Origin of the sequence: Geminicoccus sp. (assembly GCF_035556675.1) — a bacterium.
In the GTDB taxonomy this organism is placed as follows: domain Bacteria; phylum Pseudomonadota; class Alphaproteobacteria; order Geminicoccales; family Geminicoccaceae; genus Geminicoccus.
Genome location: NZ_DATMFZ010000195.1, coordinates 1 through 16619 on the forward strand (window position 1 = coordinate 1; position 16619 = coordinate 16619).

The 16619-nt window shown below is 70.8% G+C and carries 12 protein-coding genes and 1 pseudogene; 8 read left to right on the top strand and 5 right to left on the bottom strand.

The genetic code is table 11. From position 1 onward, the window contains the following. Positions 1 to 15: 15 nt before the first annotated feature. On the top strand, positions 16 to 2022 hold the full coding sequence (locus tag VNS22_RS14150) for an ASKHA domain-containing protein (RefSeq protein WP_349261789.1): 2007 nt from the start codon (positions 16 to 18) through the stop codon (positions 2020 to 2022). A 269-nt stretch (positions 2023 to 2291) separates the two neighbouring features. Then, positions 2292 to 3416: an iron-containing alcohol dehydrogenase gene (locus VNS22_RS14155; RefSeq protein WP_325733467.1), complete on the top strand. Its 1125-nt coding sequence runs from the start codon at positions 2292 to 2294 to the stop codon at positions 3414 to 3416. Between the two features lie 151 nt (positions 3417 to 3567). Here VNS22_RS14155 and ybaL read toward each other — a convergent pair whose 3' ends face one another. The 4 genes from ybaL to VNS22_RS14175 form a co-directional block, all read right to left on the bottom strand. Further along, the gene (gene ybaL / locus VNS22_RS14160) at positions 3568 to 5370 is read right to left on the bottom strand and encodes a YbaL family putative K(+) efflux transporter (protein ID WP_325733469.1); all 1803 of its coding nucleotides are present in this window, start codon (positions 5368 to 5370) and stop codon (positions 3568 to 3570) included. Between the two features lie 132 nt (positions 5371 to 5502). Beyond that, positions 5503 to 7122, bottom strand: a complete 1620-nt coding sequence (locus tag VNS22_RS14165; RefSeq protein ID WP_325733470.1) for a glycosyltransferase family 4 protein — start codon at positions 7120 to 7122, stop codon at positions 5503 to 5505. A 138-nt stretch (positions 7123 to 7260) separates the two neighbouring features. Then, a complete protein-coding gene (locus VNS22_RS14170) occupies positions 7261 to 7983 on the bottom strand; it encodes a hypothetical protein (RefSeq protein ID WP_325733472.1) in 723 nt (240 codons plus the stop codon). Next, a complete protein-coding gene (locus VNS22_RS14175) occupies positions 7980 to 8675 on the bottom strand; it encodes a VWA domain-containing protein (protein ID WP_325733474.1) in 696 nt (231 codons plus the stop codon). The genes VNS22_RS14170 and VNS22_RS14175 overlap by 4 nt, the downstream gene beginning before the upstream one ends. Positions 8676 to 8832: 157 nt before the next feature. On the opposite strand from VNS22_RS14175, the gene VNS22_RS14180 reads away from it, so the two are divergent. Continuing rightward, on the top strand, positions 8833 to 10218 hold the full coding sequence (locus tag VNS22_RS14180) for a virulence factor family protein (protein ID WP_325733476.1): 1386 nt from the start codon (positions 8833 to 8835) through the stop codon (positions 10216 to 10218). Beyond that, positions 10215 to 12836: a bifunctional lysylphosphatidylglycerol flippase/synthetase MprF gene (mprF, locus tag VNS22_RS14185; protein WP_325733478.1), complete on the top strand. Its 2622-nt coding sequence runs from the start codon at positions 10215 to 10217 to the stop codon at positions 12834 to 12836. Before VNS22_RS14180 ends, mprF begins: the two co-directional genes overlap by 4 nt. A gap of 12 nt (positions 12837 to 12848) precedes the next feature. Here mprF and VNS22_RS14190 read toward each other — a convergent pair whose 3' ends face one another. Continuing rightward, complete coding sequence (locus VNS22_RS14190) at positions 12849 to 13847, bottom strand: proline racemase family protein (protein WP_325733479.1); 999 nt, start codon at positions 13845 to 13847, stop codon at positions 12849 to 12851. Between the two features lie 168 nt (positions 13848 to 14015). Between VNS22_RS14190 and VNS22_RS14195 the strand changes: the two genes are divergently transcribed. The 4 genes and pseudogenes from VNS22_RS14195 to VNS22_RS14210 form a co-directional block, all read left to right on the top strand. Continuing rightward, entirely contained in the window at positions 14016 to 14582 is a 567-nt protein-coding gene (locus VNS22_RS14195; RefSeq protein WP_325733481.1) for a flagellar basal body-associated FliL family protein, read from the top strand. Positions 14583 to 14607: 25 nt separating this feature from the next. Next, positions 14608 to 15633, top strand: a complete 1026-nt coding sequence (gene fliM / locus VNS22_RS14200; RefSeq protein WP_325733483.1) for a flagellar motor switch protein FliM — start codon at positions 14608 to 14610, stop codon at positions 15631 to 15633. Next, positions 15626 to 16078 carry a DUF6468 domain-containing protein gene (locus tag VNS22_RS14205; protein WP_325733485.1) on the top strand — a complete coding sequence of 151 codons (453 nt, stop codon included), beginning with the start codon at positions 15626 to 15628 and terminating at the stop codon, positions 16076 to 16078. Before fliM ends, VNS22_RS14205 begins: the two co-directional genes overlap by 8 nt. Next, positions 16078 to 16619 (top strand): annotated as a pseudogene (locus tag VNS22_RS14210) (hypothetical protein); the annotation flags it as partial. The gene VNS22_RS14205 and the pseudogene VNS22_RS14210, both read left to right, overlap by 1 nt.

A 16619-nucleotide genomic window follows, 5' to 3' on the forward strand; every position in this document is an offset into this window, starting at 1 on the left:
CGAGATCCTGCCATCGTGACCGACGCCCTCGTCGTCTTCACGCCGTCCGGCAAGCGCGGCCGCTTCCCGATCGGCACCAGGCTGCTCGAAGCCGCGCGCAAGCTGGGCGTCGACATCGATTCGGTCTGCGGCGGCCGGGCCTTGTGCGGCCGTTGCCAGGTGACGGTCGGCGAGGGTTCGTTCGCCAAGCACGGCATCGACTCCTCGGCCGCGCACCTGAACGCGTTCACCGCCACCGAGGAGCGCTACCGGCAGCGCAAGGGCATGGTCGAGGGCCGGCGCCTGTCCTGCCAGAGCCTGCTCGAAGGCGACGTCGTGATCGACGTGCCGCCCGAGAGCCAGGTCCACAAGCAGGTGGTGCGCAAGCGGGCGGAAGTCCGCGAGATCGCGCTCGACCCGGTGACCACCCTGCACTTCGTCGAGGTGCAGGAGCCGGACATGCACGACCCGCGCGGCGACCTGGAGCGCCTCCTGGAGGCGCTGCGCATCCAATGGCAGCTGGAGGGGCTGACCGCCGATCTCCATGTTCTCCAGGGCCTGCAGAAGGCGCTGCGCAAGGGCGGCTGGCAGGTTACCGTGGCGGTGCATGACGGCCGGCGGATCGTCTCGGTCTGGCCGGGTCTGGTCGAGCGGATCTTCGGTCTCGCGATCGACGTCGGCTCCACCACCATCGCCGCCCATCTGTGCGACCTCGGCACCGGTGAGGTCGTGGCGTCGTCTGGCCTCATGAACCCGCAGATCCGCTTCGGTGAGGATCTGATGAGCCGGGTGTCCTATGTGATGATGAACCCGGGCGGCGAGGTCGAGATGACCGCCGCGGTCCGGGAAGCCCTGGCGACGCTGGCCGGCGAGGTGGCGCGCGAGGCCGGGATCGACCCGGACCTGATCATGGACGTGGTCCTGGTCGGCAACCCGGTGATGCACCACCTGCTGCTGGGCATCGACCCCACGGAGCTGGGCGGCGCACCGTTTGCCCTGGCGCTGGACAGCGCGCTGGACCTGCGTGCTGCCGAGCTGGGCCTGGACAGCGCCATCAACCGCGGTGCCGGGGTCTACGTGCTGCCCTGCATTGCCGGCCATGTCGGTGCGGATGCGGCGGGTGTCGTCCTCTCCGAAACCCCCTATCTGCGCGACGAAGTCTCGCTGGTGGTGGATGTCGGCACCAATGCCGAGATCGTGCTGGGCAACAAGGACAAGCTGCTCGCCTGCTCCTCGCCGACCGGTCCGGCCTTCGAGGGTGCCCAGATCTCTGGCGGGCAGCGCGCGGCACCGGGTGCGATCGAGCGGGTGCGGATCGACAAGGATACGCTGGAGCCGCGCTTCAAGGTGATCGGCTGCGACCTGTGGTCGGACGATCCGGGCTTCGCCGAGGCCACGCGCAAGACCGGCGTCACCGGCATCTGCGGCTCCGGCATCATCGAAGTGCTGGCCGAGATGTTCCTGTGCGGAATCATCAGCAAGGACGGCGTGATCGACGGCGGCATGGCGGCCCGCACTCCGCGGATCGAGCCGGACGGCCGCACCTTCTCCTACCTGCTGCGGGACGGCGAGCCGCGCATCCGGATCACCCAGACCGACGTGCGCGCCATCCAGCTCGCCAAGGCCGCCCTCTATGCCGGCTCGCAGCTGCTGATGGACCATTTCGGCGTCACCCATGTCGACCGGGTGATGCTGGCCGGCGCCTTCGGCAGCCATATCGACACGACCTATGCCATGGTGCTTGGCCTGATCCCGGACTGCGACCTCGCCAAGGTCCAGGCCGCCGGCAACGCGGCCGGCACCGGTGCACGCATCGCCCTGCTGAACAAGGGGGCACGGCGCGAGATCGAATCGGTGGTGAAGCGGATCCAGAAGATCGAGACCGCGATCGAGCCCAACTTCCAGCAGCACTTCGTCGAGGCGATGGCGTTCCCGCACAAGACCGCCAGCTATGTGCACCTGACCAAGGCGGTCGCGCTGCCGGCACCCAAGGAGCTGGCAGCCGAGGAAGGCGAAGGCCGCCGGCGCCGTCGACGCGGCTGACCGGCCGGTACCTCAGCGGTGCCGGCGTCGGGAACGGTGCTGGGCGCCATGGACGGGAGCAAGGGCCAGCATGAGAATGGCGGCGCTGGCCAGTCCGCCGACGAGACCCTGGAGGAGCATCATCGTCTCCCTGGAGCTGCGGTTCTCCAGTCTCAACCGCAGGCTGCTTTCAGGGTTCCGCCCGCTGCCGTCGTTCTGGGGTTCTGTTCGGGCGCTGGTCGTAGTACCGCGCCCCGACACGCAGGCTCGAGCGGAGGCTCCGGAGACATATGGCCGACATCAACTACCTTACCGCGATCCGCTTCGACTTCGGCGCGGTGAACGGGCTCACCGAAGATCTGAAGGCGCTCGGCATCGCCCGGCCCCTGCTGGTCAGCGATCGCGGTCTGGAGAAGGCGGGGCTGGTCGGTCGGGTCCAGGAGCTGCTCGGTCAGGACGTGCCCCTGTTCCTGGATGTCCCGAGCAACCCCACCGAATCAGCAGTGAAGGCGGCCGCCCTCGCCTACCGTGAAGCCGGCTGCGACGGCATTGTGGCACTCGGCGGAGGCTCGCCGATCGATCTCGCCAAGGGCGTGGCGCTGATGGCGACCCATGAGGGACAGCTCGCCGACTACGCCATGATCCTGGGCGGTCTCACCCGGATCACCGCCAAGGTCGCTCCGGTGATCGCGGTGCCGACCACCGCCGGCACCGGCTCGGAGGTCGGGCGCGCCGCGCTGATCACGCTGGACGACGGCCGCAAGCTGGGCTTCATCAGCCCGCACGTCATCCCCAAGAAGGCGGTGTGCGACCCGGAGCTCACGCTGGGCCTGCCGCCCGGCCTGACCGCGGTCACCGGTATCGACGCGCTGTCCCATTGCGTCGAGACCTTCCTCTCGCCCAGGGTCAACCCGCCGGCCGATGCGATCGGCCTGGACGGCGCCGGCCGGGTCTGGCGCAACATCCGCAAGGCCTGCCAGGACGGGCAGGACCGCCAGGCCCGTTGGGAGCTGATGATGGGTTCGCTGCAGGGCGGCCTGTGCTTCCAGAAGGGCTTGGGCGCGGTTCATGCACTGTCCCATGCTTTGGGCGGCCTGAAGAGCCCGGCGCTGCACCACGGCACGCTGAACGCGCTCCTGCTGCCGCCGGTGCTGCGCTTCAATGCCGGCCATGTCGGCGACAAGCTGGAGCGGCTGAAGTCGGTCCTCGGGCTTGGCGCCGGCGAGGACCTGGCCGACGCGTTCGCCGCCCTGAACCGTGACCTGGGCGTGCCGGCGAGCCTGAGCGCCCTGGGGGTCGGCCGCGACGTGTTCGACCTCGTGATCGAGCGCGCCCTGGCCGATCACAGCCATGCCACCAACCCGCGCGCGGCCACTGCCGCCGACTACCGGCAGATGCTCGAGGAGGCCTTCTGAGGAGGCATCCTGCCCCTCAGCCGCCGGGCACGGCGCGGAGTTTCTCGCCCCGCTCCTCGTTCGTGACCGGCTTGCCGGTCAGCTCCGTGCCCGGGCTCAGATCGACCTGCCAGAAGTCAGGGCCCGGCACCTTCTCCCGCCGGGGAGCGGGTCAGGTGGAGACGCCGTCGCATGCCCGGTCGGGCTCGCGCGCGGGCGGGGGCGCTACCGGCGCGGCCGGCACCTGCGGTGCCAGCACCGGAGCAGCGGCCTCGACGTCACCGACCCCGGCATGGCGCAGCATCGCCCGGGCGATCTCTCGCTCGCCCAGGATGGTCTCGCTGGCCCCGAGCCCGGCCAGATATTCCAGCTCGGCATCGGAATGGGCGCGGGCGAGGATCTCCAGGGTCGGGTTGGCCCGCCGGGCCTGCTCGACCACCTGGCCGGCCTCGAAGCTCTGCGCGATTGCCACGAACAGCCGCCGGGCATTGGCGAGATTGGCCGCCTCCAGCACGCGCGGGTCCGCGGCATTGCCGCTCATGACCTCCGCCCCGTCGCGCCTGGCCAGGGCTGCGGGCTCGTCGCGGTCCTCGATCACCAGGAACGGCTCGGCCGCGTCGCGCAGGCCGCTGCCGACCACCCGGCCCACCCTGCCATAGCCGACCAGGACGGTGTGGCCGGACAGGTCCGTCGGCGTCGGGACCGCACGGCTTTGCGGCGGCGCCGCCGGGGTGGGTGCCCGGCGCTCCTCCGGCTCCACCGGCGCCACGCGGTCCGAAAGCGCGAAGGCGAAGGGGTTCAGGAGGATCGAGATGATCGCGCCTGCCAGGATCAGGTCGCGACCCATCTCGGGCAAGAGCCCGGTCTGGACGCCCAGTGTCGCCAGGATGAACGAGAACTCGCCGATCTGGGCCAGGCTCGCCGAGATGGTGCAGGCGGTCGAGACCGGCCGGCCGAACGCGCGCACGATCACGTAGGCGGCGATCGACTTGCCCACCAGGATGATCAGCAGCGTGCCCAGGAACGGGTAGGGCGCCTCGACCACGATGGCCGGGTCGAACAGCATGCCCACCGAGATGAAGAACAGCACCGCGAACGCATCGCGCAGCGGCAGCGTCTCCTGTGCGGCGCGCTGGCTGAGCGGCGATTCGTTCAAGATCATCCCGGCGAAGAAGGCGCCCAGCGCGAAGGACACGTCGAACAGGGCGGTGGCGCCGTAGGCGACGCCGAGTGCTATCGCCAGCACAGACAGGCGGAACAGCTCGCGCGAGCCGGTATGGGCGACCCAGTGCAGGAGCCGCGGGATCACCCGCCGGCCCACCACGAGCATCAGCGCCACGAAGGCGACCACCTTGCCGAGGGTGAGGACCAGCATGCCCCAGAGGCCGAGGTCGAGATGGGTGACCAGCGGGCCCGCACCCACCTCGACATGCTCGGTCACCTCCGTGCCCTGGACGGCGTGGGCGATCACCGGGATCAGGACCAGGGCGAACACCATCACCAGGTCCTCGACGATCAGCCAGCCGACCGCGATCCGGCCGCGCTCGGTCTCCACCAGGCGCCGCTCCTGAATGGCGCGGAGCAGCACCACCGTGCTCGCGACCGAAAGTGCCAGGCCGAACACCACGCCACCGGCCACCGACCAGCCCGCCAGGAGCGCCAGCGACAGGCCGAGCAAGGTCGCCACCGCGATCTGCGCCACCGCACCTGGTACGGCGATCAGCCGCACCGACAGGAGATCCTTGATCGAGAAATGCAGGCCCACGCCGAACATCAGCAGGATGACGCCGACCTCGGCCAGCTGGTTGGCCAGACCCTGATCGGCGACGAAGCCGGGCGTGAACGGGCCGACCGCGGCACCCGCCAGGAGATAGCCGACCAGCGGCGAGATCTTCAGCCGATGCGCGATCGCGCCGAAGAAGAAGGCCAGAACCAGGCCGACACAGATCGTTGCGAGCAGTGGCGCGTGGTGCATGCGGCTCCGGACCGGGTTCGGCAGGCGGGGACAACGGCAGCGGCTGGAGCCCTATCTATATGCGCAGGGCGAGCCCACGGGGCAACTTGAAACGCAGGGTTGATACCACTGCCGCTGTCGCAGCCGGCCCGGTCAGCTCATCAGCTCGACCACGCCGATCTTCATCAGCCAGCCCAGATGATAGGTCAGGATCATCGCGGCTTCGCCGCTCTCGCCGCGCAGCAGCTCCTCGAAGCTGACCCCGGCGACACCGGCCGTCGCGATCCGCTCCATCAGGGACCGGCTCTTCGGCCCGTCGCATGGCACGCGGTTGCGCAGCTGGACGATGTCGAGCGCCATCAGGTCCGGCCCCGAGCCGACCAATGCCCGCGCGGTCGCGCGCACGCGCAGCCCAGCCTGCATCACCCGGCTTGGATAGTTCTGGAACAGATCCAGGGGATTGCGGCGCCAGGGGTTGGCCGCGGCCCGGCGCGGCACGGGCTGCGCCTTCTTGCGCAGCTTCTCCAGGTCGCGGAACAGGCTCTGGTAGGCGGCGATCACGGTGGCCCAGTCATAGAGCGCCCGCGCGCGCGCCCGGCCGGCCTGGCCCATCTCCTGCCGCCTCGCCGGATCGGCCAGCAGGACCTTGAACGCTTCGCGCGCCGCACCGACATCGACCGCGGTCGCCAGGGCCGCGGTCGCGCAATAGGTGTCGTAGGTCTCGTAGCCGTCCTCGAAGCGCTCGGCGAGCCAGGTGCCGGCGGCTGGTGGCGGCGTCACCGTCGGCACCAGGATGCCGCATTCGGGCGTCACGGTCTCGCGGTAGCCGTCCCAGTCCGAGCCCACGACCGGCAGTCCCGCGGCCATCGCCTCCACCGGCGTGAGGCCGAAGGTTTCCTGGATGTTGTCGGCAAAGCTCACGAACAGGTCGGCGGCGAACCACAGCCCGGAGCGCAGCTCCGGCTGCCGGCCATCCAGCACATGGTGGACGATCCGGGGGGCCAGCAGGCGCTGGGCTTCCTCCCAGTGGCCCTGGCGCTTGTCGTCGGTGAACCAGCCCGCCTGGATCAGGTGGACGCGCCCGGAAAGACGTGGACCGAGTTCCGCCACGGCCTCGTCCAGGCCCAGGAACATCGGCAGCGGATGAGCCTTCACATAGGCGTTCAGCCGGCCGAAATAGAGAACGGCCACGTCCTCCTCGGCGATCCCGAGCCTAGCCCGCAACGCTTGGCGTGCCTCGGCCGCGGCGTGCGTGTCGGCATCGAAGCTGCGTGTGTCGATACCCAGCGGGATCACCGGCAGGTTCAGCTTCGGCCGGCGGCTGGCGCCCAGCCGTTCCTGGAGATAGGCGAAGGTGCCATCGACCTGCCGTCGGACCATCGCCTGCACCGCGCTGGAGGTGCAGATCACCGCATCCCAGGGCTCCAGCGGACCTGTCACCAGCTCGCCCAGTGCCCGCATGGCCCCCACCGACGCGGTGGTGTGGGTGATCCCGACCAGCGACCAGCGGCGCGGGTCGCCGCGCCGGCGGCGATAGGCCAGATCGGCCAGGCCCGGGTCGCCCCGGAACAGCGTGCCGGTCGCCTGGACCGCCGTGGTGTCGGCCGGCGTCGCCAGCGCCATCAGACGGCGGTCGTGGCCGTCGATCCGCCGGACCGCGTCGGCGAACGCCGCCCGCTCGGCCGCCCGCTCGACATATCCCACCGCCACGTCGATCTGCCCGTGCTGCAGCCAGGCGCGGAAGAAGCTCTCCGTCGCGGCCTGACGGCCCATCAACCGCGGCTGATCTGTCCTGAAGCTGGCATCCTCGAACTGAATCGCCGCATTCATCGGCATGAAGCCCAGACCCTCGCCTTCTGCAACTGTTCACGTTCCGGTTGTGTCTACCACGGCCGGGTGCAGAAAGTCAGGTTACCAAGGACGATTCAGCAGATAGTCTCTTGCCGCATTGACGAGGCTGGCCAGGCGGTCGGAGCCGCCCTTGTCCGGGTGGACCTTCGCCATGACCCGGCGATAGGCGGCTTCGATCTCGGTCCGGCCGGCGCCCTGCCGCAGCCCCAGCACCTCCAGTGCCGTCGTCTCATCCATCGCGCCGGGCCCGGCCGTGGCATCGGTGCCACGGTTCGTCCCGGATCGTGCGCCCTGCCGCCAATCCGGCGCCACCCGGTCCAGCCAGGTATCGATCAGCGGCAAGGAGGCGGGTTCGGCCGTCGCCAGATCGTCCCGCAGCTGGAGCAGCTCTGCCAGGTCCAGCGAGGCCAGTTCACGGCCCGCGAACCGCCCCTGCCGCACCTGACCGCTCAGCTGGCCGCTGGCCCGGTCCAGCCGCATCGTGAGCCAGCCGGTCTCGACGGTGGACTGACCCGCGGCCCCCGCTTCTTCCAGCGGGTCCGGCGGACGCCGCTGCCTGGCCAGCCGCACCGCCGTGAGTGCCACCGCACCCGCCAGCGCCGCCAGCACACCCAGGCGCCCGAACGCCAGCAGGCCCATGCCCGCCAAGGCCGCGAAGCTCGCGAGGAACAGCCGGAACGCGCTGGCCAGCGCCTGCGGCGAGGCGCGCACGAAGCTGCCGGCGGCATACCAGCCGCCGATCAGCAGTCCCGCCGCTCCCAGGATCCAAACCAGCGCGATCATCTGCCGAGCTGCTGGGCGATCTGTCGGACCGTGCCGCCCTCGCGCGCCGCCAGCTTCTGCAGCGCCGCGGCACCGCCCGAGGCGAACACCGCGACCGCGCGCAGCGCATCGGCCAGCACCCGCGGCGACTGCCGGTCGAAGGGGTGGAACGCGCCGCCACTCACCCGGGCCAGGTCGCGGAACAACCGCTCGGCGTTCCGGTCCGGGCCCTCGTGGAAGGCGAACACCGGCACCGACACCAGCCGGAGCTGCCCGGCAAGCCCCACCAGTTCGTCCGCCGATTCCTCGCAGGCATCGCCCACCAGCACCAGCGCCGCCACCCGGCCTTCCTGCCGCTGCCGGAGCGCGTGCCGCAGCACCCGGGCGATCTGGGTATGGCCGGCCATGCAGCGGACCCTGCCCATCGCCTCGATCAGCGGCCGCGGCTGCAGATGCCAGCGCGAGGCGCGGCACTCGTCCAGCCCGCGGAAGTAGACGAGCTGTACGCCGATGCCGCCCAGGGCCGCCGCGGCATCGAACATCTGCATCTGCAGGCCAGTGGCCAGATCCCAGGTGGCCTCGCGGGACTGGGTGGCATCCACCGCGAAGATCACGCGCGCCACGTCCCGCGCGGCCGGTGCCAGGGCCTGCGCCTCCGCCACGAACCCCAGGACGTCCCCCTTGCCGCGGGATGCCGGTAACTTGTCGGTCATGCCGTTGATATGGCGTCGGCCGGGCGACGCGTGAAGGGCATATCGGCAACCCCTCCGGGCCGGCGGCACGCTGCATGTTGCGGATCGCCCAGGTCGCCAGCTACTCCACCGTGCTGGCCATCACTCCCTGTGCGGCACGTCCTGCCGGAGTCCCATCATGGCGTGGTTCCCGATCTGGTTCCTCCTGGCACTCCTGGCAGTGGCGGCCGGCCCGAAGCCGCTCCTTGCGACGGAGCCGGTGGCGCCGGCATCCGGCAGCCGGCTGGGCACGCTGCATGTCGCAGCACCTGCCGGCGAGACCAGGGCCATCCTGTTCCTGGTGTCCGACCTGGACGGCTGGAACGAGCCGATGGAGCAGGCTGCGACCAGGCTCTCGGCAGCGGGCCACGGGGTGATCGGCATCGACCTCGCCACCTGGCTCGACGCCCTGGCTGCCGACCCCGCCGACACCGACTGCCATTATCTGGTGGGCGACCTCGAGGCTGCCGGCAAGCTCATGCAGCGCACCTGGCGCAGCAGCCGCTACCAGCTGGGGATCGTGGCGGGACTGGGTGCCGGCGGCACGCTCGCCGCGGCCGCCCTGGCCAATGCGCCACCGGCGACCCTGGCGGGTGCCGTGGCGCTGGACCGGGCGGAACGGGTGCGCTCGCGCCTGCCGTTCTGCCCGGCTGGCGCCGCCGGCGGCGACGCCGCGGGCGGCTTCGCCTACCCGCCACCCATCCAGCAAGACGGCTGGCTGGTGGACGCACGCTGGCACGCGGCCGACCCGGCCGCTTCCTGGCCACCCATGGCCAGGTCCGCTTCGGTGACCCTGGATCCCCGGAACGACCTCGGCACGGCGCTGGCAAGGGCGATCGACGCCGGCCTCGTGCTATGGGCACCGCCGGGCGACGAGGGGGCGCCGCTGGCCGACCTGCCCCTGGTCGAACTTCCGGCAGAGGGGCCCGGCCACACCTTCGCCCTCGTCCTGTCCGGCGACGGCGGCTGGCGCGACCTGGACAAGAGCATCGCCGACTATTTCGTGGCGCACGGCCTGCCGACGCTGGGCCTGGATTCCCTGCGCTATTTCTGGAAAGCGCGCCAGCCGGCCGAGGTGGCGGGCGACCTGGACCGGATCGTGCGCCACTATCGCCGGCAATGGGGCAAGGACCGGGTGGCTCTGGTCGGCTACAGCTTCGGCGCCGACGTGCTGCCGGCGGTCTGGCCGCTGCTGGCGCCGCAGACCCAGGCAGCGATCACGCAGGTCAGCCTGCTGGCGCTCGGGGTATCGGCGGATTTCGAGTTCCACCTGACGGACTGGGTCGGCTGGGCCAGCCCGGATGCCCGGCCGATCCCGCCCGACCTCGCCCGCATGGACAGGAGCCGCGTCCAGTGCTTTTTCGGCGCGGACGAACCGGCCGACGAGACGGGCTGCCGCAGCGCCGAGGCCAACGGCGCCGAGCTGGTCGAGCGTCCCGGCGGCCATCATTTCGACGGTGACTACGCGGCGATCGCAGCGAGAATCCTGGCCGGCCTCGGGCAGAGGAGTGGAGGAACTTGGTGAGTGCACCTCAGGTGGCGGAGGCGACGGAGAGCGGCGAGAGCCCAGCCGGCAGGGGGCGCGCCTGGCTCACGCACCTGAAGGTGCTGGCACCCTACGTGGTGGGTGCGGTCCTGTTCGTGGTGGCGATCGCCGTGCTGCACCGCATGGTCGGCTCGTTCCATTGGCACGACGTCACCGAGGAAATCCAGCGGATCGGCTGGGACCGCGTCTTCCTGGCGCTGTTCTTCACCTTCTTCAGCTTCGCCATGCTGGTGGGCTACGAGATCTACGGGGTCCGGTGGGCAGGTAAGAGACTGCCGCTGATCCACATCGCGACCGCGAGCTTCGTCACCCAGTCGATCGCGCACTGTACGGGCTTCGCCCCCTTCGTGGGCGCCGGGGTGCGCTACCGCTTCTATGTCGGCCAGGGGCTGGGCGCGCTGGACGTCGCCAAGGTCCAGGCCTTCTTCACCTTCACCTTCTCCCTGGGTGTCGCCACCCTGTCCGGCCTCGTCCTGGTGCTCTCACCCGAGACACTGAGCCAGGCCACGCCGATCTCGACCACGCTCTGGTTCTCGCTGGGCTGCCTGCTGCTGACGGTCGTCGCCGCCTACATCTTCTGGGGCTGGCTGAAGCCGCGCAGCATCGAGGTCCGCGGCCACCGGATCCAGGCGCCCACCCCGGGCGTCACCATCATCCAGATCATCCTGGGCCTGCTCGACCTGGGTGCTGCCGCCACCGCCTTCTGGGTGCTGATGCCGACCGAGCTCGGCCTGTCGCTGCCGGCGGCGATCACGGTCTTCACCGCCGCCATCATGGTGGGCGTGGTCAGCAGCGTGCCGGGCAGCCTCGGCGTGTTCGAGGGCGCGGTGCTGGTGCTGCTGCGCCCGGCCGACGACCTGATCGTGGGCGTGGTCGGCGGATTGGTCCTGTTCCGGATCTGCTACTACCTGGTGCCGCTGCTGCTGGGCGCGGTGATCATGGGCGGGCTGGAAGTGGCGCGGATCCGGGGCTGGCTCGGCACGGTCGGCCAGATCACCCTCAAGGCGATCGGGCCGATGGCGCCGACCCTGTTCGCGATCCTGACCGGGATCGCCGGGGTGATCCTGCTCCTGTCGGTCGCCACCCCGGCCCAGGAGCCCCGCATGGATCTCCTGGGCGAATACCTGCCGCTGTTCCTGGTCGAGTTCGCCCATGTCTGGGCCAGCATGGTGGGGGCCGGGCTGCTGCTGGTGGCCCGCGGCCTGTATCGCCGTGTCAATGCCGCCTGGACGCTGGCGGCACTGGGGCTGGCCACCGGCGCGCTCGCGACGCTCGCCAAGGGGCTCGACTACGAGGAGGCGATCTACCTGCTGCTCGTGCTGGTCCTGCTCCTGCCCTGCCGCTCGGACTTCTACCGCAAGAGCTCGCTCCTGGACGAGCGGCTGTCGCTGAGCTGGGTGGTGGCGATCGCGGCGGTGCTGGCGGCGATGGTCTGGATCCTGTTCTTCGCCTACCGCCATGTCGACTACAGCCACAGCCTGTGGTCGACCTTTGCCCTGGAGGCGGCCGCTTCCCGGTCGATGCGCGGGGTCACCATCGCCCTGCTGGTCGCAGCACTGCTGGGCGTGGCCCAGCTCCTGCGGCCGCCGCCGGCCGCACCCCATCCCGCGACGCCCGAGGAGCTGGAACGGGCCCGGCCGATCGTGGCGAAGCACGGCTCGACCACCGCCATGCTGGTGTTCACCGGCGACAAGGCCCTGTTCTTCGACCGGACGGGCGAGGCGTTCCTGATGTACGCGGTCCAGGGCCGCTCCTGGGTGGTGATGGGCGAGCCCGTGGGGCCCAAGGAGCGCTGGGCCGAGCTGCTCTGGGACTTCCACGCGCAGGTCGACCGCCATGGCGGCCGCACCGTGTTCTACCAGGTGGGTCCGGATGCCCTGCCCTGGCTGCTCGATCTCGGCCTGCGCCCGGTCAAGATCGGCGAGAATGCCCGGATCTCGCTGCCGGCGTTCGATCTGCAGGGCAAGCAGCGGGGCGAACTGCGCAACGTGCGCAACCGCGCCCCGCGCGCCGGCCTGAGCTTCGCCGTCCTGTCGCCGTCCGAGATGCCGGCCCATCTGGACGAGCTGGGCCACGTGTCGTCGGCCTGGCTGGCCGAGCGGAAGACCCGCGAGAAGCGCTTCTCGCTCGGCCGCTTCGACCCCGCCTACCTGTCGATCTCGCCCTGTTCCGTCGTGCGCCGCGACGGCCGGATCATCGCGTTCGCCAACATCTGGCGCGCGGGCGACGGCCAGGAGATCGGCATCGACCTGATGCGCTTCCTGCCGGACGCGCCGCCCGGCACCATGGACTACCTGATCGTGGAAACGATCCTGTGGGCCAAGGCGGAGGGTGCTGCCTGGTTCGACCTCGGCATGGCGCCGCTGGCAGGGCTGCCCGAGCACCATCTGGCCTCGCCCTGGGCGAAGTTCGGGCGGATCGCGGCCAGGCATGGCGGCCGCCTCTACAACTTCCAGGGCCTGCGCGCCTTCAAGGCGAAGTTCCAGCCCACCTGGCGGCCGAGCTATCTCCTCTACCCCGGCATCTCGCTGGCACGCGTGCTGCCCGACATCACCGCGCTGATCTCGGGCGGCTGGAGCGGCATCGTCCAGCGCTGAGGCCGGCATGGTTCACCCGAGCAGGAAACCGCGGCCGATCTGATCGTCCTCCTCCAGGGTGAAGCGGCCGGTACCGGTGAAATGGGCGCGGCCCGCCACCTCGACCCGCACTGCCGGCAGGACGCCCAGCCGTTCCTCCTGGACCACCTGCCCGGTGAACACCGCCCCGGTGCGGCTGGCGAAGCGGCGGATGCTGCCGGGCTGCACCTGCCGGCGCCGGTGCATCAGCGCCATGCGCGCGGTGACGCCCGAGCCGGTCGGGCTCCGGTCGACCTCCCGCTCGGCGAACACGCAGACATTGGCCGACGGCGCGTCCTCGCCGTAGCCGCCATCGGTCAGGATCGTGCCGTAGAGGAACGCCAGGTCCGGGTCGTCCGGATGGAACAGCTCCAGCTGCGTCCGGCCGGCCATGGTGATCCGGTGGGCCAGCTCGACCAGCTCGCCGATCGGCGAGCGGCCGACGTCCAGGCCGAACTGGCTGGCGTCGATCACCGCATAGAAGGCCCCGCCATAGCCGACGTCGACCAGGACCGGTCCGACCGCCTCGACCTCCAGGACGCGATCCAGGCCATGGGCGAAAGCCGGGACCGAACGGAACCGCACGGCGCCGCTCTTGCCGTTCCTGACCTCGACCAGCGCCTCGACCAGGCCGCAGGGGCACTGGATGCGCACCGGCGTCTCAGGCTCCCGGACCGGGACCAGGCCCCGCTCCACCGCGAACCGGCCGAGGGCTATCACCGCATGGCCGCACATGGTCGACCAGCCGGCATTGTGCATGAACAGCACCGCCAGGTCGGCATCCGGCAGGTCCGGCTCGACCGGCAGCACGCCATACATGTCGGCATGGCCGCGCGGCTCCCACATCAGGAAGCGCCGCAGCTCCTCGGCATGCAGGGCCGCCCAGCGGCGCTTGGCCAGGATGGTGCCGCCCTCCGGTGCGGCAAAGCCCGCGGTCACGATCCGCACCGGCTCCCCGCCGGTATGCATCTCCACGGTCTCGATCTCGGGCATGTCGCGCCACCTCGCGCTTGCGGCAGGGGGATGGAAGCCTCCGTGCGGGCCTGCTGTCCAGATTCAGCGGGTTGCAAGGGTTCGTTAACCGGTCGCGGCTAGATTGGGTGCGGGCAGGCGGCCAGGGCGTCTGGGGCGGCCGCTTCGAGCGACGGGAACAGGCAGGACATGGCGGACAAGGCGAAGGAGCCGGCAGCTGCCGGGCAGGCTGGCGGCGGCCGCGGCAAGCTCATGATGTTCGGGCTGATCGGGCTTCTGGCCCTGGCGGCGGCCGGCGGGGCCGGCGCCTATTTCATGGGGCTGTTTTCGGCGCCCCCGTCCGCCGTGGCCGCGGCCCTGCCCGATCCCGCGTCCGGTGCCGCCGAGGGGATGTCGCCTGGCGAGCCTTCGCCCGCCACCGGCGAGCACGACGCCGCACCGGCAGCGCCCAAGGTGATCTTCGTCGACCTGCCCGACGTGCTGGTGAACCTGAGCTCGGACGGCAAGCGCATGCGCTTCCTGAAGCTGCGCCTGGCCGTCGAGGTGTCCAGCCAGGCCATCGCCGACACGGTGGTGCAGTATACCCCGCGGATCATGGACAGCTTCCAGCTCTACCTGCGCAGCCTGACCGTGGACGATCTGGGCGGTCCGTCCGCCCTGCACCGGCTCAAGCAGGAGATGCTGGCCCGCATCAACCTGGCCCTCGATCCCGGCCGGATCGACGACGTGCTGTTCAAGGAAATGCTGGTCCAGTGAGGCAGGAGCGGGCGGGAGAGCCGGGATGAGCGGCAGCGTGTCGGCTTCCGGCAGCGGGCATCCGGCGGACGTGCCCGCCGGCGAGGACCGGATCCTGAACCAGGAGGAGATCGACAATCTCCTGGGCTTCACCGCCGGCCGCCGTGCCGGGGCCAAGCAGGGCGTGCAGGCGCTGGTGAGTGCCGCGGGCGTGACCTATGAGCGCCTGCCGATGCTCGAGATCGTGTTCGACCGGCTGGAGCGGATGCTGACCACCAGCCTGCGCAACTTCACCGCCGAGAACGTCGACATCCATATCGAGAACATCTACGCGCGCCGGTTCGGCGATTATCTGGAAGGCGTGCCGCTGCCGGCGATGCTGGGCGTGTTCCGGGCGGAGGAATGGGACAATTACGGGCTGGTCACGGTCGACAGCCCGATGATCTACAGCATCGTCGACGTATTGCTGGGTGGCCGGCGCGGCTGCTCGGCCATGCGGATCGAGGGCCGCCCCTACACCACGATCGAGGCCAGCCTGGTGGAACGGCTGATCCGGCTGGTGCTGGCCGACCTGTCCACCGCCTTCGCGCCGATCACCCGGATCGACATGCGCTTCGAGCGGATCGAGACCAACCCGCGCTTTGCGGCGATCGCCCGGCCGGGCAATGCCTGCGTGGTCGTGCGCATGCGGATCGACATGGACACGCGCGGCGGGATGATCGAGTTCCTCCTGCCCTATGCCACGCTGGAGCCGGTGCGCGACACGCTCCTGCAGATGTTCATGGGCGAGAAGTTCGGCCGGGATTCGATCTGGGAGAACCATCTGGCCCGCGAGATGCGGCAGACCAGCGTCACCCTGGACGCGGTCCTCGACGAGCAGTCGCTGAGCCTGCAGGACGTGATGCGCCTGAAGGTGGGCTCGCTCCTGCTGCTGAATACCCGCCCGGACAGCGAGGTGGTGCTGCGCTGCGGTGCCGTGCCGATGCTGAGCGGGCGGATGGGCCGGCAGGGCGAGCGGCTGGCGGTCCGGGTGGAGAAGCGGATCGAGCGCCGGGAGGATGGCGATGCTTGAGATGGCGCTGCAGGTGGTGCTGGTCGTGCTGCTGCTGGTCGCGATCGGCTGGAGCGCGCTGCTGCATCGCCGCCTGACGGTGCTCCGCCAGGGCGGCGACGGCATCGGCCGGTTCGTCGGCGACCTGGTGGCAGCGACCGGCCGCGCCGAGACGGCGATCCGGGAGATGCGGGCGATGGCCGAGGCCCTGGGCCGGCAATGGCAGCGCCAGCGGAGCGAGGCCGAGGCGTTGGCCGGCGAGCTGCGCCGGCTGGTTGCCGAGGCCGAAGGCGGGGGGCGCGCGCTGCACCAGGCGGCCGCCCTGGCACCAGTCGCCGCGGAGGCCGCCCGCTACCATGCCGCGCAGCAGCCCGCAGCCGCGCCTTCGCCAGGGCGACCGGTGCCAGTCCCGGATCCGGTCTCGCCGCACGAGCGGATCCGCCAGGCGATCCGGGACCTGCGTTGATGATGCGCCGACGGTCCGGCCGGGCCGTGCCCGTTTTGGACCAGGTCCAGGCCGGGCGGGAGTTCCGGCGGGCGCAAGGTGGCACCGCGTTGCGCCTGGCCCTCCTGCTGTCCCTGGGCCTGCTGGGCGCGGGTCTGTGGCTGGCCCAGGATCTGCTCGCGGGACACGGGATGGCCGGGCTGGAAGGACCGGCGCTGGCGGAAGTGGAGCCGGCGGCGGGGGCGGCCGCGCCGGATGCGGAACGGATGCCCGATCTGCTGGCGGCCGCGGCCGAGGAGATCGAGGCGCAGCGCAGCGAGCTCAGCCGGCGCGAGCAGGACCTGGCGGCACGCGAGGCGGCGCTGCACGATCTGGCCGAGAAGCTGCGCGCGGAGGTGGCGACGCTGCAGGCGCTGCGCCAGGAACAGGACGACGCCGCCGAACGGGCCGCAGCGGAGCAGGAGGAACGTGCCGCTCGCCTGGCGCGCCTGTACGAGACCATGAAGCCCAAGCGCGCCGCTTCCATCCTGGACCGCGTCCCGGTCGAGGAGGTGGCGGCGAT